The sequence below is a fragment of the Asanoa sp. NPDC049573 genome (assembly GCF_040676615.1).
GTDB lineage: Bacteria > Actinomycetota > Actinomycetes > Mycobacteriales > Micromonosporaceae > Asanoa.
The window spans coordinates 118,150-138,469 of sequence record NZ_JBFAPI010000009.1; the positions used below are offsets into that span (position 1 = coordinate 118,150).

22 protein-coding genes are annotated in these 20,320 nt (G+C 72.0%); 17 read left to right on the forward strand and 5 right to left on the reverse strand.

The window, feature by feature from the left end:
* The first annotated feature begins 25 nt into the window (after positions 1 to 25).
* The 6 genes from AB0J74_RS21270 (at position 26) to AB0J74_RS21295 (ending at position 6,945) form a co-directional block, all read left to right on the forward strand.
* The gene (locus AB0J74_RS21270; RefSeq protein ID WP_363450401.1) at positions 26 to 1,252 is read left to right on the forward strand and encodes an MFS transporter; all 1,227 of its coding nucleotides are present in this window, start codon (positions 26 to 28) and stop codon (positions 1,250 to 1,252) included.
* 30 nt (positions 1,253 to 1,282) lie between these two features.
* Positions 1,283 to 1,846 (forward strand): SPFH domain-containing protein, encoded by a 564-nt coding sequence (locus tag AB0J74_RS21275; protein ID WP_363450403.1) that lies wholly within the window; start codon positions 1,283 to 1,285, stop codon positions 1,844 to 1,846.
* 4 nt (positions 1,847 to 1,850) lie between these two features.
* The gene (locus tag AB0J74_RS21280; protein WP_363450405.1) at positions 1,851 to 2,048 is read left to right on the forward strand and encodes a hypothetical protein; all 198 of its coding nucleotides are present in this window, start codon (positions 1,851 to 1,853) and stop codon (positions 2,046 to 2,048) included.
* Positions 2,049 to 2,088: 40 nt separating this feature from the next.
* Entirely contained in the window at positions 2,089 to 3,033 is a 945-nt protein-coding gene (gene thrB, locus AB0J74_RS21285; protein WP_363450407.1) for a homoserine kinase, read from the forward strand.
* Positions 3,034 to 3,276: 243 nt separating this feature from the next.
* The gene (gene rho, locus AB0J74_RS21290; protein WP_363450409.1) at positions 3,277 to 5,364 is read left to right on the forward strand and encodes a transcription termination factor Rho; all 2,088 of its coding nucleotides are present in this window, start codon (positions 3,277 to 3,279) and stop codon (positions 5,362 to 5,364) included.
* Positions 5,365 to 5,580: 216 nt separating this feature from the next.
* On the forward strand, positions 5,581 to 6,945 hold the full coding sequence (locus tag AB0J74_RS21295; RefSeq protein ID WP_363450411.1) for a nitric oxide synthase oxygenase: 1,365 nt from the start codon (positions 5,581 to 5,583) through the stop codon (positions 6,943 to 6,945).
* Positions 6,946 to 7,231: 286 nt separating this feature from the next.
* Here the strand turns inward: AB0J74_RS21295 and AB0J74_RS21300 are convergent, their stop codons facing one another.
* Positions 7,232 to 8,140 carry an AAA family ATPase gene (locus AB0J74_RS21300; RefSeq protein ID WP_363450413.1) on the reverse strand — a complete coding sequence of 303 codons (909 nt, stop codon included), beginning with the start codon at positions 8,138 to 8,140 and terminating at the stop codon, positions 7,232 to 7,234.
* Positions 8,141 to 8,289: 149 nt separating this feature from the next.
* On the opposite strand from AB0J74_RS21300, the gene rpmE reads away from it, so the two are divergent.
* Positions 8,290 to 8,517 (forward strand): 50S ribosomal protein L31, encoded by a 228-nt coding sequence (gene rpmE / locus AB0J74_RS21305; RefSeq protein ID WP_116068977.1) that lies wholly within the window; start codon positions 8,290 to 8,292, stop codon positions 8,515 to 8,517.
* Between the two features lie 84 nt (positions 8,518 to 8,601).
* Positions 8,602 to 9,690, forward strand: a complete 1,089-nt coding sequence (gene prfA, locus AB0J74_RS21310) for a peptide chain release factor 1 (RefSeq protein WP_363450416.1) — start codon at positions 8,602 to 8,604, stop codon at positions 9,688 to 9,690.
* Here the strand turns inward: prfA and AB0J74_RS21315 are convergent.
* Both AB0J74_RS21315 and AB0J74_RS21320 read right to left on the reverse strand, forming a co-directional pair.
* Entirely contained in the window at positions 9,676 to 10,176 is a 501-nt protein-coding gene (locus AB0J74_RS21315) for an endonuclease V (protein WP_363450418.1), read from the reverse strand. The genes prfA and AB0J74_RS21315 overlap by 15 nt on opposite strands.
* On the reverse strand, positions 10,173 to 10,865 hold the full coding sequence (locus AB0J74_RS21320; RefSeq protein ID WP_363450420.1) for a Clp protease N-terminal domain-containing protein: 693 nt from the start codon (positions 10,863 to 10,865) through the stop codon (positions 10,173 to 10,175). The genes AB0J74_RS21315 and AB0J74_RS21320 overlap by 4 nt, the downstream gene beginning before the upstream one ends.
* 94 nt (positions 10,866 to 10,959) lie before the next feature.
* Here AB0J74_RS21320 and AB0J74_RS21325 point away from each other — a divergent pair, with 94 nt between their 5' ends.
* A complete protein-coding gene (locus tag AB0J74_RS21325) occupies positions 10,960 to 12,393 on the forward strand; it encodes a DUF11 domain-containing protein (RefSeq protein WP_363450422.1) in 1,434 nt (477 codons plus the stop codon).
* Here AB0J74_RS21325 and AB0J74_RS21330 read toward each other — a convergent pair.
* Entirely contained in the window at positions 12,290 to 13,837 is a 1,548-nt protein-coding gene (locus AB0J74_RS21330) for a GGDEF domain-containing protein (protein ID WP_363450424.1), read from the reverse strand. The genes AB0J74_RS21325 and AB0J74_RS21330 overlap by 104 nt on opposite strands.
* A gap of 106 nt (positions 13,838 to 13,943) precedes the next feature.
* On the opposite strand from AB0J74_RS21330, the gene prmC reads away from it, so the two are divergent.
* From prmC to AB0J74_RS21350, 4 genes are read left to right on the forward strand one after another with little or no spacing between them, the layout of a single operon-like run.
* Entirely contained in the window at positions 13,944 to 14,837 is an 894-nt protein-coding gene (gene prmC, locus AB0J74_RS21335) for a peptide chain release factor N(5)-glutamine methyltransferase (protein WP_363450426.1), read from the forward strand.
* On the forward strand, positions 14,837 to 15,481 hold the full coding sequence (locus AB0J74_RS21340; protein WP_363450693.1) for an L-threonylcarbamoyladenylate synthase: 645 nt from the start codon (positions 14,837 to 14,839) through the stop codon (positions 15,479 to 15,481). Before prmC ends, AB0J74_RS21340 begins: the two co-directional genes overlap by 1 nt.
* Before the next feature lie 2 nt (positions 15,482 to 15,483).
* The gene (locus tag AB0J74_RS21345) at positions 15,484 to 16,098 is read left to right on the forward strand and encodes a phosphotyrosine protein phosphatase (RefSeq protein WP_363450428.1); all 615 of its coding nucleotides are present in this window, start codon (positions 15,484 to 15,486) and stop codon (positions 16,096 to 16,098) included.
* A gap of 9 nt (positions 16,099 to 16,107) precedes the next feature.
* Positions 16,108 to 16,767 carry an L-threonylcarbamoyladenylate synthase gene (locus tag AB0J74_RS21350; protein WP_363450430.1) on the forward strand — a complete coding sequence of 220 codons (660 nt, stop codon included), beginning with the start codon at positions 16,108 to 16,110 and terminating at the stop codon, positions 16,765 to 16,767.
* Here AB0J74_RS21350 and AB0J74_RS21355 read toward each other — a convergent pair.
* On the reverse strand, positions 16,688 to 18,211 hold the full coding sequence (locus AB0J74_RS21355) for an SDR family oxidoreductase (protein ID WP_363450433.1): 1,524 nt from the start codon (positions 18,209 to 18,211) through the stop codon (positions 16,688 to 16,690). The two genes, AB0J74_RS21350 and AB0J74_RS21355, sit on opposite strands and share 80 nt — an antisense overlap.
* Before the next feature lie 119 nt (positions 18,212 to 18,330).
* Here AB0J74_RS21355 and AB0J74_RS21360 point away from each other — a divergent pair, with 119 nt between their 5' ends.
* The 4 genes from AB0J74_RS21360 (at position 18,331) to AB0J74_RS21375 (ending at position 20,318) form a co-directional block, all read left to right on the forward strand.
* A complete protein-coding gene (locus AB0J74_RS21360) occupies positions 18,331 to 18,774 on the forward strand; it encodes a hypothetical protein (protein ID WP_363450435.1) in 444 nt (147 codons plus the stop codon).
* A 146-nt stretch (positions 18,775 to 18,920) separates the two neighbouring features.
* Positions 18,921 to 19,178 (forward strand): hypothetical protein, encoded by a 258-nt coding sequence (locus AB0J74_RS21365; RefSeq protein WP_363450437.1) that lies wholly within the window; start codon positions 18,921 to 18,923, stop codon positions 19,176 to 19,178.
* A gap of 13 nt (positions 19,179 to 19,191) precedes the next feature.
* Positions 19,192 to 19,989 carry a F0F1 ATP synthase subunit A gene (atpB, locus tag AB0J74_RS21370; RefSeq protein ID WP_363450439.1) on the forward strand — a complete coding sequence of 266 codons (798 nt, stop codon included), beginning with the start codon at positions 19,192 to 19,194 and terminating at the stop codon, positions 19,987 to 19,989.
* Positions 19,990 to 20,084: 95 nt separating this feature from the next.
* A complete protein-coding gene (locus tag AB0J74_RS21375) occupies positions 20,085 to 20,318 on the forward strand; it encodes an ATP synthase F0 subunit C (RefSeq protein WP_116068989.1) in 234 nt (77 codons plus the stop codon).
* The last annotated feature ends 2 nt before the right edge of the window (positions 20,319 to 20,320 follow it).

The following is a 20,320-nucleotide window of genomic DNA, read 5'->3' on the forward strand; positions in this document are numbered from 1 at the left end:
CGGGAGTCGGGGGTAACGTCTGGCGGTGCCCCGGCTCCTTGCCCTGTTGTTGCGCAACCCCGACTTCCGCCGGCTGTTCGTCGCCGAGTTGGTGGTCTTCGGCTCCGACTGGTTCGTCATGGTGCCGTTGCTGGTGCTCCTCCCGGAGCTGACCGGCAGCGGCACCTGGGGTGCCTTCGTGCTGGCCGCCGACACCGGCATCACCGCGCTGGTGCTGCCCTACGCCGGCACGGTCGCCGACCGGCTCGACCGCAAGAAAGTCATGGTCACCGCCAACCTGGCCTGTCTCGCCGTGCTGCTGCTCCTGTTGCTGGTGCGCACCCCCGGCACCGCCTGGCTGGCTGTCGTAGTCGTCGGCGGGATGGCGGTGGCCAAGGGCTTCTACTCGCCGGCGGCCTCGGCGTCGCTGCCCAATGTGGTCACGCCCGAGGAGTTGGGCCTGGCGACCACGCTCGCCGGCGCGGCCTGGGGGACCATGGCGGTGCTCGGCGCCTCCCTGGGCGGGATCCTGAGCGCGGTGCTCAGCCCGTACGCCTGCTTCTGGATCGCGGCCGGCGCGCTGGCCGGCGCGGCGGTGCTGGCGGGGCGGATCCGCCGGCCGCTGCAGGCGCCGCGCGACGCGGCGGAGCCGGCGGCCCGGGCGTTCGCGGCCATCGGCGAGGCGCTCGGCTACATCGCCGGGCGCCCGAGCGTGCGGGCGCTGGTCACCGTGAAGTCGGCGGTCGGCCTGGGCAACGGGGTGCTGACCGTCTTCCCGCTGCTGGCCGCCGTTTACGGTGTCGGGCCGATCGGCGCCGGCCTGCTGTTCGCGGTGCGCGGGCTGGGCGCGCTGGTCGGCCCGTTCGCGCTGCGGCCGTTGCTGACCCGGCGGGCGCTGCTGCTGCCGGGGCTGGCGCTGTCGATGTCGACCTACGGGCTCGCGTACCTCGGCGTCTCGGTCCTGACCTGGTTCCCGCTCGTGCTCGTGCTGGTCTTCCTGGCCCACTTCGCGGCCGGCAGCAACTGGACGATGTCCAACTACGCGCTGCAGACCGAGGTGCCGGACCGGCTGCGCGGCCGGGTGTTCGCCACCGACCTGATGCTGGCGACGCTGGCGATCTCGGTCAGCCAACTCGGCGTCGCCGCCGTCGTCGACAGCCTCGACGAACGGGTCATCCTGGCCGGCTGTGGCGCCGTCACGCTGCTCTACGCGGTGGGCTGGTGGCTGTCGACCCGGCGGCTTTCGCTGACGAGAGCGTCCGCGGTATCGTAGTGATATCACTTTGATACTGGGAGGCTATCGATGGAGAAGCGAGCGTTCCGGATCCCCGGATTCGTCGCCCTGTTGCTGGTGGTGGTGCTGGCCGCCGTCGCGGTGGTGATCGGTCTCGTGGTGCCCGGCCCGGCCACGGCCGCCGTCGCCAGCGTCCTGGGCGTGATCGTGGTCCTCGGCGCCACCGGCTTCGTCGTGGTCAACCCCAACGACGCGCAGGTCGTGCAGTTCTTCGGCCGCTACGTCGGCTCGATCCGGGAGGCGGGTTTTCACTGGACCTGGCCGCTGACCGGGCGCCGCCGGATCACGCTGCGGGTGCGCAACTTCGAGACCGCCAAGCTCAAGGTCTCCGACGCCGACGGCAACCCCGTCGAGATCGCGGCGCGGCAGCAGGCCTCGGCCATCGTCGCGGCCCGATTCAAGATCGTCGACGGTGCTGTCGGCATGGTCTCCAGCGCCCTGGAGAAGCTGCGCGAGCAGCACGTCGTCGAGCTCGACGAGGAGCGCAAGGCCCAGATGGTGGCCAACCTGCTGGTCGTGCTCTGCGGCGACCGGTCGGTGTCGCCGGTGGTCAACGCCGGAACGCTCTACTGACGGCATGGCCGAGCGTAAGAAGCTGCTGCTGCGCCTCGATCCACACGTCTACGACGCGCTGGCCCGATGGGCGGCCGACGACCTGCGCAGCGTCAACGCACAGATCGAGTACGCGCTGCGGCAGGCGTTGCGCGCGGCCGGCCGCCCGGTCCGGGCGTCGCCGGAGGCCGAGCCCGAGTTCCGCTCTGTGGACGATTCCTGACCCGCCGAAACCTGTCGGTCCGTGGCTTTAGAGTGCGGGCATGGGAGTGACCTTCGTCGAAGGTGCCGCGCGGGTGCGGGTGCCGGCGACCAGCGCCAACCTCGGCCCGGGCTTCGACTCGCTCGGGCTGGCCCTCGGCCTGCACGACGACGTGGCTGCCTGGGCGACCGATCGGGGCTGGCATGTCGACGTCTTCGGTGAGGGTGCCGGCGAGCTGCCGACCGGCGCCGACCACCTGGTGGCCAAGGCGATGGCGGCGACGTTCGAGCGGCTCGGCGGCGCGCCACCGGGCGTGGCCGTCGAGTGTGTCAACCGCATCCCGCAGGCCCGCGGCCTGGGCTCGTCGTCGGCGGCGATCGTGGCCGGCGTGCAACTCGCCCGTGCGCTGGTCCGCGACGGCACCACGATCCTCGACGACGCGGCCGCGCTCGCCCTGGCCGCCGAGCTCGAAGGCCATCCCGACAACGTGGCGCCCTGCCTGTTGGGCGGTTTCGTGATCGCGTGGACCGACGCCGGCGTCGCGCGGGCGGTGCGGCTGGAGCCGGCAGCACGGGTCCGGCCGACCGTCTTCATCCCCACCGACCGCGGGCTGACGGCCGAGGCCCGGGCGGCCCTGCCGGCGACGGTGCCGCACCACGACGCGGCCTTCACGGCCGGCCGCGCGGCCCTGCTCGTGCACGCCCTGACCAGGGCGCCTGACCTGCTGTTTCCGGCCACGGCCGACCGGTTGCACCAGCACTACCGGGCGCCGGCGATGCCAGCGGCCGCGGCCCTCGTCGACGAGCTGCGTGGTCGAGGCGTGGCCGCCGTGGTCAGTGGGGCCGGGCCGGCCGTTCTGGCGCTGACCAGGCCCCCCGACGACCTCGACGTGGGAATAGATTGGCGCCAGGTCGAGTTGGCGATAGACGTAGCCGGCGCCAGGATTGGTTCAGGTAGACTCGGACACGCCGAGCGGGCCCCTGTTGCCGCAGGTCGGAAGAGTTGATTACGCTCTAGACCTAGCACAGCCGCGAAGCATGCGATCTGCGGGGCGGCGCATCCCCGAAGCTATCGACGGTCGATCCGTCAATCTCCTGCCTCGGCTTACGCCGCACCACATGTCACGCACCGCGATGAGTTGGCGTGCGAAAACCCGTGACGTGTCAAGCGAGGCGGGTTGCACCGAGGCCGCCCGGCCACCTGATCTACCCAACCCGGGCAGCCCCGGCCTATCGAGGGAAGGAATCCATTGAGCGACACCACCGACGTGACGTCGGATGTCACCAACGTCGCTGACGACGCCACGACCACCGGCACCCGACGCCGGCGCGGCAGCGGGCTGTCTGCGATGCTCCTGCCGGAGCTGCAGAGCCTGGCCGCGTCCCTCGGCATTTCCGGCACCGCCCGGATGCGCAAGGGCGAGCTGATCACGGCGATTTCCGAGAAGCAGAACGGTTCCGCGACGACCGGCAGCACCCCTCGGCCGCGCGCCGAGTCCGAGAAGGCCGCCGCGCCCGAGAGCGCGCCGGCGGGCTCGTCCGCCCCGACTCCGGCGGGTGTGGCCGCCGCGCCGGCCGCAGCGAGTTCCGCGCAGACCGCCAGCGCGCCGTCCGCCGTCGCGACCATCGACGACGCCGGTGCCGCGGTGGTCGAGGGCGGCCAGCGCACCCGGCGCAGCCGCACGACGGCCGCCGCTTCAGCTTCCGCCTCGGCTCCGCCCGAGCCGCGGGTCGACGAGCGCGACGACCGGGAGTCCCGGGGCGACCGTGACTCCAGGGGTGATCGTGACACCCGCGACCGTGGCGACCGCCACGAGCGCGGCGACGAGCGGTCCAGCCGCAACGACCGGGGCGACCGCGCGGAGCGCGGCGACCGTGGCGACCGGTCCGACCGCGGCGACCGCGGCAACGACCGGTCAGACCGCGGCAACGAGCGTGGCCAGCGCGACGGTGGCCAGCGCGACGGTCGCCGGGGCGAGAGCCAGGGCGACAGCCGCCGCGACGGTGGCCAGCCCGACGGTCAGCGCGACGGCGGCCACCGTGACATCGACGGTGACGACGACGGCGAGGGCGGCGGCCGGCGGAGCCGGCGCAGCCGTTTCCGCGACCGGCGCCGGGGCCGGGGCGACCGCCCGGAGGGCGGCGAGACCCGCGACGGCGGCGGTGAGCGCGGTCGGGAGACCCGCGAGCCCCAGGTCAGCGACGACGACGTGCTCGTGCCCGTGGCCGGCATCGTCGACGTGCTCGACAACTACGCGTTCGTCCGCACCACCGGCTACCTGTCCGGCCCCAACGACGTCTACGTCTCCATGTCCCAGGTCAAGAAATACGGCCTGCGGCGCGGCGACGCCGTCACCGGTGCCGTCCGGGCGGCCCGCGAGGGCGAGCAGCGGCGCGACAAGTACAACCCGCTGGTCCGGCTCGACACGGTCAACGGCATGGACCCGGAGGAGGCCAAGCGCCGCCCCGAGTTCTACAAGCTGACCCCGCTCTACCCGCAGGAGCGCCTGCGGCTGGAGACCGAGCCGCACATCCTGACCACCCGGGTGATCGACCTGATCATGCCGATCGGCAAGGGTCAGCGGGCGCTCATCGTGTCGCCGCCGAAGGCCGGCAAGACGATGATCCAGCAGGCGGTCGCCAACGCGATCACCCGCAACCACCCCGAGGTGCACCTCATGGTCGTGCTCATCGACGAGCGCCCCGAAGAGGTCACCGACATGCAGCGCTCGGTCAAGGGCGAGGTCATCTCGTCCACGTTCGACCGGCCGCCGCAAGACCACACCACGGTCGCCGAGCTCGCCATCGAGCGGGCCAAGCGGCTGGTCGAGCTCGGCCACGACGTGGTCGTGCTGCTCGACTCGATCACCCGCCTCGGCCGCGCCTACAACCTGGCGGCCCCGGCGAGCGGCCGGATCCTCTCCGGCGGTATCGACTCGACAGCGCTCTACCCGCCGAAGCGCTTCCTCGGCGCGGCCCGCAACATCGAAAACGGCGGGTCGCTGACCATCATCGCCAACGCGCTGGTGGAGACCGGTTCCATGATGGACACGGTCATCTTCGAGGAGTTCAAGGGCACCGGCAACGCCGAGCTCAAGCTGGATCGGAAGATCGCCGACAAGCGGGTGTTCCCCGCGATCGACATCCACCCGTCCAGCACCCGCAAGGAGGAGATCCTGCTCGCGCCCGACGAGCTGGCGATCACGCACAAGCTCCGCAAGGTGCTGCACTCGCTCGAGTCGCAGGCCGCGCTCGATCTCCTGCTCGACCGGCTCAAGCAGAGCCGCACCAACATCGAGTTCCTGCGTCAGATCGCGAAGTCGACCCCGGGAGAGTGACCCCGGTCGCCGACCAGCGACATCGAAACCGGCCCCACCCGCCCAGGGTGGGGCCGGTTTCATGTTTTCCCAGGCCACTGCGGTCGCACAAAATGTCCGCTTCCTCAATGACCCCAGGTGAAACTCTCCTCACACTGTGCTCCCGGGAGCTGCCCCTGGCTGCGGCGGCATCACCGTGCGCGCAGTGGCAACGACGTCATCAATCTGGGAGGCGAGATGACGACACCTGGTTACCGTGACATGCCCCCCGAGGCATGGGACCCACAGGCGCCGGTCGACTTCGCGGAGGCGGAGGAGTTCCTCCGGATGTGCTACGCCGACAACAGCAAGCTGGGCCCGGTGGAGCCCAGGCTGGCCGTGGTCCGGGCGCAGATCGCGGCGACGGGCACCTACGTGCACACACCCGACGAGCTCGCCTACGGCGCCCGGATCGCCTGGCGCAACTCCAGCCGCTGCATCGGCCGGCTCTACTGGCGCAGCCTGGTGGTGCTCGACCGGCGCCGTGCGCGTACCCCCGAGGAGATCTTCGCCCTGGTCGTGCGGCACCTGTGCATGGCCGGCGGCACGGCCGCGGCCAACCGCGAGCCCGGCGCGATCCGCCCGGTGATCTCGGTGTTCCCGCAGGCGCAGCCCGGCCGCCCCTACGCCCGCATCTGGAACGACCAGCTGATCCGCTACGCCGGCTACCGCGACGTCAACGGCGGCGTGACCGGCGACCCGCGCTCGGTCGGCTTCACCGAGTCGATGCGCGACCTGGGTTGGCGCGGCAAGGGCGACGCGTTCGACGTGTTGCCGATCGCGATCGAGACCCCGAGCGAGGGGGTACGCCTCTTCGAGCTCCCGGAGCGGGCCGTGCTCGAGGTGCCGCTGGCCCATCCGGAGTTCGGCTGGTTCGCCGAACTGGGGCTGCGCTGGCACGCGGTGCCGGCGATCTCCAACATGCGGCTGACGATCGGCGGCGTGCACTACCCGCTGGCGCCGTTCAACGGTTGGTACATGGGCACCGAGATCGGCGCCCGCAACCTCGCCGACCCGGAGCGCTACAACATGGTGCCGGTGGTGGCCCGGATGATGGGCCTCGACACCAGCAAGCCCAACACGCTCTGGCGCGACCGGGTGCTGGTCGAGCTCAACCGCGCGGTGCTCTGGTCGTTCGAGCGGGCCGGCGTGAAGATCACCGACCACCACACCGAGTCCGACCGCTTCCTGGCCCACATCCGCAACGAGACCCGAGCGGGCCGCGAGGTCCCCGCCGACTGGAGCTGGATCGTCCCACCCATGTCCGGCGCGGCGACGGGCGTCTTCCACCGCTACTACCACGAGGCCGACCAACGCCCGAACTTCTACCTCGACGCCGACGCCCGCGAACTCGCCACCAAGGGCCACCGCGCCCACCCGGCCAGCCTCCCGGTTCCGCAAGACCGGGCCGCCGTCGCCGCGGAGCGACCGCTGGCGTCACATGGCGCACGCCGGATGCCGGACCCGCCGGCGCCGGCCCAGCGCTCCGGGTCGACGGTATCCACCCAGCCCAGGACGATCCCGTCACCGACCCTGCGCCCCGCTTGCCCGGTCCGCCACTGACGGCCGGTGCTCAGTTCCTTTCCGGTTGCCGAGCCCGACGGCGCGCGGGCGTCATGGGTGCAACGAGGTGGACCATGTCGCCGCGGCGTACATGACAAAACGTGTAGCTACATGTTTTGGCATGTACGCCCGTGTGGACATACCCGCCGGTGGCGAGACCCGCGGGGGAGGGGCGTAGGCCCGAGCCGGCGGCGCGGCGCCGCCTCGGTCGGCCACCGCGGGCCTGGCAGCGAAGCGGTCCCTCGCGGGAGGAGCGGTCCGGACCACCGCGGACCCGAGTAACAGGCTAAAAATCGCCTTCGGCGACTTGAAAGACCGTGAGCCCGAGGTCGCGCCACATGCGGACGACGTGTTGGCGGTCGTCGAAGACGCCGATGACGTGGTACGCCGGCGCGATCTCGCGCTGAAAGATCTCGCGTTTGACGACCGCGTCGCGGCGGGGGTCGCCGTAGTCGCGCATGTGCAGCGCCAGGTAGGGGACGCCGACGTGCTCGGCCAGCCACTGCTCGGTGTCGGCCCGGGCCGTGTCTTCGCGGCCGGTGCAGTAGATGACGCCGTAGCCGGCCGAGTGCATGGCCCGGACCGCGGCGATCACCGCGTGGTTGGGTTCGTCGTCGGCCACCCGGTCGAAGTCGAGGTGGTGGCGGTCGCCGAGCAGGGCGACCGTGCCGTCGATGTCGACCAGCACCACCTCGGGGGCGTCGGCGGGCGGCTCGTAGCGGTGGGTCGGCGGTGCGGCGGCCACCGCCGGCACCGGCAGCGGCAGCGTGCGGCCCTCCAGGTAGCGGTGGTGCATCGAGCGGATCGCGGCCTCGCCGACCCGTTCCTCCTTGGGCCGGGTGGCGTCGCGGCGGACGCACTCCTCCAGCGGCACGTCGGTGAAGTCGTGCACCTCGAAGCTGGCGCCGTGCCGGGTGGCCAGGCCCGCCCAGTCGCGCACCACGCGACCGCGCAGGTTGGTGTCGTCGACGCAGACGTCGACCCCGGCCTGGAGCAGGCTGTCGACCAGGGCGAACGAGGCGATCGTGACCTGGCGTTCGGCCCGGTCGGTGAGCAGCGGCTCGCCGTGCAGCATCCGGCGCAGGTCGTCGCGGTTGACCCGGACCACCCAGGGCTGCAGGCCCCGCGCGAAGGTGGTCTTTCCCGAGGCCGGCAGGCCGCGAGTGATGATCAACCGGGGCGCTCGCGGTGACATGAGCTCAATGATGGCGCACGGGAATGCGCACCATGGGGGTCGCGTTACACCCGTCGGACCAGTGCATGGCAGACTGGTCAATCGGCCAAGGTTCCGGTTCACGTCCCGATGGACGACCCGGCGACCATCGACGAAAGGACCGAGGCGGCATGAAGCCCGACATCCACCCGCAGTACGTGACTACTGAGGTCACCTGTTCCTGCGGCAACACTTTCACCACCCGTAGCACGGCGAAGAGTGGTCAGATCCACGTCGAGACCTGCAGCGCGTGCCACCCGTTCTACACGGGCAAGCAGCGCGTTCTCGACACCGCCGGCCGCGTGGCGAAGTTCCAGCAGAAGTACGCCAAGGTTCAGGCCCAGGCCAAGAAGAAGTAGCTGCGCTGACGGCGCCCCCCTCGCGACCGCGGGGGTGGGCGCCGTCGTCTGTTCAGGGCCGGATCGACCGAAGGACAGGTTCAAATGAGCGTGGATCGACTCGCGGGGCTGCTCGACGAGTACGGCGAGCTGGAGAAGCGGCTGGCCGACCCGGCGATCCACGCTGACCAGAACACGGCCCGCCGGGTCGGTCGCCGGTTCGCCGAGCTGACCCCGATCCGCAAGGCCAACGACGAGCTCGAGCAGGCCCGCGCCGATCTGATAGCGGCGCGTGAACTGGCCGCCGAGGACCCGTCGTTCGCCGGCGAGGTGGACGCACTGGCGGGCACCATCCCGGCGCTCGAGGAGCGCCTCGCCGAGCTGCTCGCGCCGCGTGATCCGCACGACGCCAAGGACGTGATCCTGGAGATCAAGGCCGGCGAGGGCGGTGAGGAGTCGGCGCTGTTCGCCGGCGACCTCCTGCGGATGTACAGCCGTTACGCCGAGCGGCACGGCTGGGTCACCGAGGTGATCGACGCGCAGGACTCCGACCTCGGCGGCGTCAAGGACGTCTCGCTGGCGATCAAGACCAAGGGCGTGCCCGAGGGCGGCAACGGCGTCTGGTCGCGACTCAAGTGGGAGGGCGGCGTCCACCGCGTGCAGCGGGTGCCGGTCACCGAGTCGCAGGGCCGGATCCACACGTCGGCCGCGGGCGTGCTGGTGCTCCCCGAGGCCGAAGACGTCGACGTGAGCATCGACCCGGGCGACATCCGGGTCGACGTGTTCCGCTCGTCCGGCCCCGGCGGGCAGTCGGTCAACACCACGGACTCGGCGGTACGCATCACCCACCTGCCCACCGGCATCGTGGTGAGCTGCCAGAACGAGAAGAGCCAGCTGCAGAACCGGGAGCAGGCGATGCGGATCCTGCGCGCCCGGCTGCTGGCCGCGGCGCAGGAGCAGGCCGACGCGGCCGCCTCCGACGCCCGCAAGGCGCAGGTGCGCACCGTCGACCGCTCCGAGCGGATCCGCACCTACAACTTCCCGCAGAACCGGATCAGCGACCACCGGATCGGCTACACCGCCTACAACCTCGACCTGGCCCTGGCCGGTGACCTCGACGGCGTGCTCGACGCGCTCAGCGAGGCCGACCGGGCCGCGCGGCTGGCGGGGGAGACCGAACTATCCCGGCACTGACCGGGCCAACCGGTCGACCCGGCGCAGTGCGTCGGGAATCCGGTGCGGCCCCGCCATGGCGCTGACCAGGGCGGCCGCGTCGCCGACCGGGAGACCCGCCGCGGTCACGTAGAGCGGCCGGGCACCGGTGCCGCGGACGACCGGCACCGCGTGCGTCGCCGACCGGAACGCGGTCTTGGCGACACCGATCACCGGCTTGCCGATCTCGGCGTGCACGCGGGCGCCCAGCCCGGGCCGACCCGCCGGGTCCAGGTCGACGTAGCCGTCGATCACGAGCAGGTCGACCGGCGCCAGCACCGCTCGGATCGCCGGCAGTTCCCGCTCGAAGAAGAAGCCCGGGCGGTAGGCCGGCACCGCGTCGACGACCGCCACCCGCTCCTCGACGATCGTGGCGAAGAGCGGGTCGTCGGCCACGACGAGCGCGGCCCGGGCGCCGCCCTCGTCGGGATAGTGCACGTCGACCGCACCGTAGCGGACGGTGCTCACCCCTTGATGCGGTGCTGGAGACCGGCCAGGGCGGCCTGCGTGGTCTTCTTGGTGTCGTCGTAGGTGAAGCCCGCATCGGTCAGCAGCCGGCCGGCCACGCTGTCGGGCATCCGCAGCAGGCCGAGCAGCAGGTGCTCGGTGCCGACGTAGTTGTGGCCCAGGTCGAGGGCGGCCTGGGTGGTCTCTTCCAGCAACTGCTTCGAGCCGCTGGAGAACGGCACGTGCTCGGGCACGCTGTCGGCCGGCTGCGGCAGCCGGGCCCTGGCGGTCTCGGCCAGGGCGTCGGGATGGCCGAGCACGCCGATCAGCTTGGCGGCCAGCGCCTCGCGTGCTTCGAGCAGCGCCACCAACACGTGCTCAGGCTCGACCGACGGGTTGCCGCGGTCACGCGCCAGGGCCTGCGCGGCGCTGACGACGCCCGCCGCGCGAGCGGTGAAGCGCGCGAACCGGCCCGTGCCGCGTTGCTGCGCGGCCTGTTTCGAGACGCCCATGGCGTCGCCGATCTGGCTCCAGGAAGCGCCGTTCGCCCGGGCCGCACGGATGAAGTGGTCGATGAGTTGGTCGCCGAGGTCGCCGAGGGCCCGCGCGCGGGAGCGGGCCTCGCCGACGCGGGCCACCGGGTCGGCGTCGGGAAGGTCCTGCTCCAACTGGGCGATCAGGTCGTCGACGCTGAGGTTGAAGGGTGCCATGCGTCAAGCATGGGTTGACGTCTGGCATTCGTCAAGGGCGAGTTGACGATCAAACCTGAGATTCTTGTCCGGTTATGTGGCTAATGTGGCAGGCGTGAGGTGGTTTCGGTTCGCTGCCGCTTCCTTGCTCGTGGGCCTGCTGCTCGTGCTGCCCGCGCCGGCGTTGGCGGTGCCGCTGCCGGCCACCGCGAACATCGCGGTGACCGGCCACGTGACGCCGGCCGTGGTGAAACCCGGCCGGGACGCCACGCTCACCGTCACGGCCCGCAACGCGGGCTTCCTACCGGCTACCGGCGTACGCGTCGCGGTGCCGCTGCCCTCCCGCCTGACGGTGACCAGGGCGACCGCCGACCACGGCGCCTTCGACGGTCTCGTGTGGACCGTCGGGGCGCTGCCGGTCGGCGCTGCCGCGAAGCTGACGCTGCTGACCCGGGGCGCCGAGCCGACGACCGTCACGGCCGCGGCCGCGCTGGTCGCCTCGACACCAGTGGACGGCGACCAGCGCGACGACCTGGCCACCGCGCCGCTGCGGATCGACGGCAAGCGGGGCCGGGCCGACCTGGCCCTCGCGGCGCGCGTCGAACCCGCGGCGGTGCCGGTCGGCACCCCGGTCAGCTACGCAGTGACGATCACCAACAAGGGCCCCGACCCGGCGGCCGGCGTGGAGGTCGCCGACCCGGTGCTCACCGGCAGCGTGCTGACCTCCGCGACGTCCGCCGGCACCGTGACCGGGCCGGCCCCGGGCGGCGGGCCGGTCGCCACCGCGGCCCGGTGGCGGGTGGGCACCCTCGCGGCCGGCGCGAGTGCGACGTGGACGGTCCACGCGCCGGCGACCCTCGGTTGGAGCGGCAGCCCCCGCCTGCTGGTCACCCAGAGCAGCGCCGACGACCCGGTGGCGGGCGACAACGTCGCGCGGGTCGCGCCGACGGTGGCGGGGGCCGACCTCACGCTGACCCGCGACGTCAGCAACCTGACCCCGGTGCTGGGCGGCGAGGTCGAGGTCACGCTGACCGCCAGCAACGCCGGGCCGGACCCGGCCCACCAGGTGATCGTCGCCGACCCGCCCGGCCGGGGGTTGGAGTTCGTCTCGGCGCGTTACGACGCGGGCCGCTACGACGAGGAGAGCGGCCGGTGGGAGATCGGCGACCTGGCGGCCGGCGCCGAGGCCACGCTGAGGCTGCTGGCCCGCGTCGCGGCGACCGGGCGGCTGCCCAGCCGGGCGACGATCCAGGGTACGCCCGCCGACCCGGACGGCGCCGGCAACGCCGTCGAGACCGTGCTGACGGCCAGCGGCGACCCGCCGGCACCGGCACCGGTCTTCCGGTCGGGCTTCCCCCTGCCGTACACCCAGATCCGGCTCTCCACGATGGAGGCATCGATCGTGGGCGGCCTGCTGATCGCGGGCGGCCTCGTGCTGTTGTTCCTCAGGACGCCGCCTTCGGGCGGCGCTTGGAGCGCAGCATCTCCCGGTCGGCGATCTCGAAGGCCTGGCCCAGGGCGTCACGCAGCGCCGGCCCGGAGCCGTTGACCTCGGCGAAGCCGACGCTGACGCCGACCGGCGTGCCGGGGACGAGGGCGTGCCAGTCTTCGGCGGCCACCGCGATCGCGATGCGGCGGGCCACGTCGGCCGCCTCGGCCATACCTGCCCCGGGGAGCACCACGACGAACTCGTCGCCGCCGTAGCGGGCCACGAAATCGCCGCGCCGCATCACCCGGTGGATCACCCCGGCGATGCGTTGCAGCACCAGGTCGCCGGAGTGGTGGCCGTGCTCGGTGTTGACCGCCTTGAAGCCGTCGAGGTCGCAGACGCCGATCACGGCCTGCTCGCCGCGCGCCACCATCGCCGCGACGTAGCGCTCGAGTTGGCGCCGGTTGGGCAGGCCGGTCAGCGGGTCGGTGAGCGCCTCGCCGGCGTATTGCGCGGCCGTGCGGCGCAACTCCTCGCGCTCGATCTGGGCGGCGATGCCGTCGACGTAGACCGTCTGCAGGCGGTCGCTGCGCTGCGCCGCGAGCCGGAACGCGTGCCGGTCGGCCCGGTGGGCGGCGGCGTGGTCGCCGGCCCGGGCGAAGGTCAGGCTGCGCAACCGCTCCGGCTCGGCCGGGCCGAGCGTCTGCGGCGAGACGGCGACCGTGCTGAGCCGGGCCAGCGCCTCGATCGGCCGGCCGGCGGCGATGGCCACGCAGACGTCGCCGAGTTGGCGCAGGTCGCGGGCGCGGGCCCCGTCGCCGCCCGCGGCCAGCAGGGCGTGCACGTCGACACCGGGGTCGACGTCTTCACCGAGCGCGGCGCGGCGCGCGGCCGCGTAGCCGTAGGCCGTCACCGTTGACGGTCGCAACCGGACACCGCCGTCGGCGTTGAGGAACCGGTCGAGGTCGGCGCCGATGTCGCGGAGCACCCGCAGGCAGCCGTCGGAGTCGCCGGAATGGTCGAGCGCGACGGCGTTGCGCAGCCGGATGCCCGGCGCGGCGAACATCTCCTCGCGCAACCCGGCGGCGGTGCCGATCTGCCGGGCCCGCTCGATCGCGCCCAGCGCGTACCCGTGGAAGCTCAGATATGAATAGGCCATCGCCAGGTCGTGCCAGCCCCACGCCGTGTCGCCGTCTGGGTCCTGCACCCGGCCCAGATAGCTGGCGCTCTGCACGAAGTGGGTGACGCACCGGTCGAGCGCGCCCTGGTGGTGTGCCGCCAGCGCGGCCAGCGCGTGGGCATGCCCGAGGACGTAGGGTTCGCCGGCCTCGCGGGCGGCCTCCAGGGCCCGGTCGACCGCGTTCGCGTATTCGGCGGTGCGGCCCAGGTTGAGCACCGCGGACAGCCGCTGGATCAGCGCGTCGGCGCGGGTGTGCGGCTCGTCGCTGGCGTCGAGCACCCGGTCGAGCACCAGGCAGGCGTCAGCCGAGCGACTCTGCATCATCAGCGCGCGCGCCTGACGCAGCGCGTCAACCTGGTCGGGGACCCGGTCGAGCCAACCCACCAGGTGACCCCCTTCTGCAACCGTCGAGTGGTGGAGCGTCAATGATTATCGCGTGACGGGCCGCCGACAACAGCCGACCGAAGGTACGACGATCCGCATCGCACCAATGATCGCCGATGCGGCCGAGACGTTGGAGTCCGCGGGGGTCGAATCGGCCCGAAACGACGCGGAACTGCTCGCCGCCCACGCGCTCGGTGTGTCGCGCGGGCGCCTGGCGCTGCTCGACCGGGCCACCTCAGCGCAGCGCGATGCCTTCCAGGCGCTGGTGGCCCGCCGCCGCGACCGCGAACCCCTCCAATACGTCCTTGGTACGGCGGCCTTCCGCTACCTGGACCTCGCGGTCGGCCCCGGCGCGTTCGTGCCCCGGCCGGAAACCGAACTTCTCGCCGGCTGGGGCATCGACCTGGCCCGCGAGTCGCCGGCGCCGGTGGTGGTCGACCTGTGCGCCGGGCCCGGCCCGATCGCGCTGTCGGTCGCGCACGAGGTGCCGGCCGCGACCGTATGGGCGGTGGAGAAGTCGCCGGCCGCGCTGGCCTGGCTGCGCCGCAACGCCGCCGACCTGGCACCGCGAACCCATGTGGTGGCCGGCGACGTCACCGATCCCGCGCTGCTGGCCGACCTTCGCGGCCGGGTCGACGTGCTGCTGAGCAACCCGCCCTACGTCCCGGAGGGCACGCCGGTGCCGCCCGAGGTGGCCCGGTTCGACCCGGCGACCGCGGTGTTCGGTGGGCCGGACGGGCTCGCCGTGGTACGCCCGGTGATCGAACGGGCGGCCGAGTTGTTGCGCGCCGGTGGCGGGCTGGCCATCGAGCACGACGAGGAGCACGCGGCGGCGCTACCGGAACTGCTGCGCGCCGACGGCCGGTTTGACCGGATTGAGGGGCATCTGGACCTCACCGGCCGTCCTCGATTCACCACTGGTCGGCGCCGCGCCAGCGGTGCCGCATCGCGGACTGGCCGGAATGTCGACGGCGTCGCGTGGCAGACTGGCTCCTCGTGATGCTCTATGACTGCCGGTCGATCGCCGACCGCGACCGGGGGATCGCCGCGGCGATCGAGGCGGTCAAATCCGGTGAGCTGGTGGTAATGCCCACCGACACGGTCTACGGGCTGGGCGCCGACGCGTTCACGCCGCACGCGGTGTCGCAGTTGCAGACCACCAAGGGGCGTGACCGCGGTGCCGCGCCGCCGGTGATGGTCGGCTCCCGGCACACCCTCGACGGCCTGGTCTTCTCGTTGCCGCAGGCGGCGCGCGACCTGGTCGAGGCGTTCTGGCCGGGCCCGCTGACGATCATCATCGAGCACTCGCCCACCCTGCAGTGGGACCTCGGCGAGACCGGCGGCCAGATCGCGGTGCGGATGCCGCTGCACCCGGTCGCCCTGGAGGTGCTCCGCGAGACCGGCCCGATGGCGGTGCTGGCGGCCAACAAGGCGGGCCGGCCCGCGCCGACGACCGCCGAGGAAGCGCGCGAACAACTCGACTACGCCGTCCGGGTCTACCTCGAGGCCGGCCCGAGCGCCGACCCGGTGCCGAGTGCGATGGTCGACGTGACCGGTGACGTGCCGCGCCTGCTGCGCGAGGGCGGCATCCCGATCGAGAAACTGCGCGACGTGGTGCCCGGCCTGGCCGGTCCGGGGATGTGACCGTGCCGCCGTTCACCGTCCTGCACGTGTGCATGGGCAACATCTGCCGGTCGCCGATGGCCGAGCGGCTGCTCGCCCTGGCCGTCCGGCAGCGGTTGGCGCGCGCCGGGGCGGAGGCCGCCGACCCGCAGGCGCTGGTGCTCAGCCACAGCGCCGGCACCGGCGGCTGGCACGACGGCGAGGAGATGAACCCGCCGGCGGCCCGGCAGGTGCGCGCCCGCGGAGGCGACCCGACCGGCTTCGCCGCCCGCAAGTTGCTCTCGGAGCACATCGACGCGGCCGACCTGGTGCTCACCGCGACCGCCGACCAGCAGGACTACGTCGTGGCCCTGCGCGGCGACGCCGACCGGCGCACGTTCGTCCTCGGCGAGTTCGGCCGGCTGCTGCCGATGGTCGACCCGGCCGCGCTGCCCGGCGACGGAAACACACCCGACGCGGTGTACGCCCGGGGCGTCGCCCTGGTCGGCGCCGTCGACGCGGCCCGCCGGGGCGCCGCACCCCTGGCCGCCGACGACCTCGACGACCCGTGGGGGCGCGGCGACCAGACGTTCAGCCGGGTGGCCGACGAGATCGAGGAGACCGTCGTGCCGCTCGCCCGCCTGCTCATCGCGGTTTAGGGGATACTCATGGTCAACGCCCGCTGGCTGGCGCCGGGGTCGCCGTCCGGCCTGCTCAGGCTCGCCGACGCGGAGATGGTCGCGCAGGTGCTCACCGGGGGTGGGCTCGCCGTGCTGCCCACCGAGACCGGCTACATGCTCGCCGCCGCCGCGACCATCGAGGCGTCGGTCGAGCGGGTCTTCCGGGCCAAGCGCCGCGACTTCGCCCACCCGATGCACATCGCCTGCGCGTCGCTCGACATGGCCGCGCACTACGGCGTGCTGACGCCGACCGCCCGGAAGGTGATCGGCGCGTTCACGCCCGGCCCGCTGACCGTCGTCGTCGAGCAGACCAGCGAGCTGCCCGACCGGCTGGTGACGCACGAGGGCACGGTCGGCATCCGGGTGCCCGACCACCCGGCCACCCTCCAGGTGATCTCCGCGGCCGGAGTGCCGGTGACCGCGACCAGCCTCAACCCGTCGGGCGCCGAGTCCCGCCCGGTCGACGCCGACGTGCTCGCCGAACTCGAGTGGGCGCAGGACGAGGCCGTGCCGGTGGTGGTCGACCACGCCGCGATCCGGCACACCCTCGCCTCGACGCTGGTCTCGCTCACCGGTCCGGACGGTCCGCGGGTGCTGCGGGAAGGTCCGGTCTCTGCGGCGCAGGTGCGGGCGACCCTGGATCAGTAGGGTGCTCGGCGCCGCGCGCGATGTTGCGGGCCATCCCACCGAAGATCAGTGCGTGGAACGGGGAGACCGCCGCCCAGTAGGCGTGCCCGGCCAAGCCGTGCGGCAGGAACACCGCCCGCTGCCGGTAGTGGGACGCGCCGGCGCCGTCGGGTTCGGCACGTAACTCCAGCCAGGCCCGGCCGGGCAGCTTCATCTCGGCGCGCAGCCGCAGCAGCTCGCCCGGCACGACCTCCTCGACCCGCCAGAAGTCGAGCGCGTCGCCGACATGGAGCCGGTTGGGGTCGCGCCGGCCGCGGCGCAGCCCGACGCCGCCGACCAGCCGGTCGAGCCAGCCCCGCACCTCCCAGGCCAGCGGGAACGAATACCAGCCGTTGTCGCCGCCGACCCCCTCGATCACCCGCCACAGCATCGACGCGTCGGCCGCGACCGCACGCTCGCGCACGTCGGTGTAGACGCTGCCACCGGCCCAACCCGGGTCGCTGGGCAGCGGGTCGGCCGGCGAGCCGGCACCGGACCACCGGGTCTCGACGTCGAAGTCGCGCACCCTGGTGAGCGCCAGCTGGACCGCGCGGTCGAAACCGATCAGACCGTCGGGCGGGTCGGGTACGTACTCGGCGATGTCGTGTTCGTGCGCCACCGCCTCGTGGATCAGGCTCTCGACCAGCGGCCGGGCGATCGAGTTGGGCACCGGGGTGACGAAGCCGACCCAGAGCGACGAGAGCCCCGGGGTCAGCGGGCGGACCGGGAGGATCAGCCGGCGGGGCAGGCCGGCCACGGCGGCGTACCGCTGCATCATCTCGCTGAAGGTCAGCACGTCGGGGCCGGCGACGTCGAAGCCCCGGTTGACCGAGGCCGGCAGCGTGGCCGCGCCGACCAGATAGCGCAGCACGTCGCGCACGGCGATCGGCTGGATCCGGTTGCGTACCCAGCGCGGCGTGACCATCGCCGGGAGCCGTTCGGTGAGATAGCGCAGCATCTCGAAAGACGCCGAGCCGGAGCCCAGGATGATCGGTGCCCGTAGCACCGCCGTCGGCGTGCCGCTGTCCAGCAGGATCCGGGCCACCTCGGCGCGCGAGCGCAGGTGCGCCGAGCTGCGGCCCTCGGGTGGGGGTTCCGGACCGCCGAGGTAGACGATCCGCCGTACGCCGGCGTCGCGGGCGGCCCGGGCGAAGGCCTCGGCGTTGGCCCGGTCGAGGGCCTCGAAGTCGGGGCGGCCGAGCGAGTGCACCAGGAAGTAGGCGACCTGGACGCCGTCGAACGCGGCCGGCAGCGAACTCGGATCACCGAGGTCGCCCTTGGCCACCTCGACCCGGTCGGCCCAGGGCACGTCGCGCAGCCTTTCCGGAGATCGGCTCAGGCAGCGCACCTCGTGGCCGGCGTCGAGCAGCCGGGGGACCAGCCGGCCGCCGATGTAGCCGGTCGCGCCGGTGACGAGAGACTTCATGTATTGATAGTCGCCCAGAGTTCGCCCGGAGTTTTCCAGACGCGCCGGTTTTGTCCGACTCTACGCGAATGAAAGCCGCGTTCCGGGCAGGTTTTCCGGCGCACGTAGACTGCGACGCGATGTCGACGACCTCTGCACCCACCCCCGACGCGTCCGCCGTGGCCGACGCGGACCGCAACTGGCGGCTGCGGCACCTGCCGCCCATCCTCATCGCCGCCGGCGTCATGACGGTCGGCGCGGCCGTTCTCGGCGCCGTGTTCGCGGGTGGTGTCGGCGCGTTCGCGGCAGCACTCGGTGTAGTTATCGCTACGGTGAGTTACCTGGCCTCCACATTGGCCATCGCCTGGGCCGATAAGCTCGACCCGAAGCTGGTCATGCCGTTCGGCATGGGCGTCTACGTGGCCAAGCTGAGCGTGCTCGGCGGTCTGATGCTGGTCGTCGCGTCGACCGGATGGGCGGGGCTAAAGCCACTGTCCGTAGGCATCGTGGCCGGCGTGTTGGCGTGGACAGCGACCCAGATCTGGTGGATCGTGACCGTGCACGCGCCGAGATTTCGTCGTTAACGCGACCCTCGGGTGACCCCACTTCGGGGGTCGGAGGAGTAGCGTGAGCGCAGAGGCAGATCCATCATCCCATTGCCCCCGCACAGCATGAGCGTGCGGGGGTCGAGTCTTCGCCTCCCTCTACCGGCTGATACGGTTCCCGCGTCATGGCCGGTGACCCACCCTCGCAAGACCCCGACAAGACCCCCGACGCCACGCCGACGGGGGCCGACCTCGGGTGGACCGCACTGTCCTACCTCATCGGTGGGATGGCGGTGTGGGGGTTCATCGGCTGGCTGGTTGACCGTTGGGTCCACAGCGGCGGCATCACCACCGGCATCGGTGTGGTGATCGGTTGCGCTGGCGGGATCTATCTGGTCATCAAGCGGATCGGGGCCCCACCACCGGGGTCCGGCAGTTCATGAGGGAAGGGACGCGGTGATCGGACAGGCGGTCGCTCTCCAGAGCGACGTTCCGTTTCCACCAGAGGTGGGCGACTTCTACCTGCCCTCCATCGTGCCGTGGGACGGCCTCAACTCGCTGTGGTTCACGAAGATCACGGCGCTGGTCTGGATCAGCACGGCGATCCTCATCATCTTCTTCCTGACCGCCTACCGGAAGCCGAAGATGGTTCCGGGCAAGGCGCAGTGGCTCGCCGAGTCGGCGTACGGCTTCGTGCGCGACAACATCTCCATCGAGATGCTCGGCGCCGAGCGCGGCCTGCGGTTCGCCCCCTACCTGGCGTCGCTGCTGCTGTTCATCGTCTTCAACAACCTGTGGAGCATCGTTCCGATCGCCCAGATCTCGCCGAACTCGCACATCGCGTTCCCGGCATTCCTGGCGCTGATCAGCTACGTGCTGTTCAACTACGTCGGCATCAAGAAGTTCGGGTTCCGCAAATACATGCGCAACTCGCTCATCCCGCCGGCGCCGTGGTTCGTGCTCCCGATCCTGATCCCGATCGAGTTCTTCTCGACCTTCCTGGTGCGGCCGTTCTCGCTGGCCGTCCGTTTGTTCGCCAACATGTTCGCCGGGCACATGCTGCTGCTCGTTTTCACCCTCGGCGGGTTCGCCATACTGCAGGCGAATGCCAAACTGGCGGCGTTCTCGGTGCTGTCCTGGTTGATGACCATCGCGCTGACGCTGCTCGAGCTGCTGGTGATCTTCCTGCAGGCCTACGTCTTCACCGTGCTTACCGCGAGCTACATCCAAGGCGCGGTCTCGGAGGAGCACTGATCCCCGGTGCAGCCGGGAGAAGTGGTCCCACCCCGCACCAACAGTTGTCCGTCCCGCGTGAACGTCACGCGTGATAATCAGGAGGAACCTCAGCAATGGACATCGCCGCAGGAGTTAGTGGCAGCCTCGCCGCTATCGGATATGGCCTCGCCGCCATCGGTCCGGGCATCGGCGTCGGGCTGATCTTCGCGTCCTACATCCAGTCGACCGCTCGCCAGCCCGAGTCGTCGCGCATGACCCTGCCGTTCGTCTGGATCGGCTTCGCCGTGGTCGAGGCACTCGCGCTGTTCGGCATCGCGTTCGGCTTCATCTGGGCCACCGGTTCTTAGTC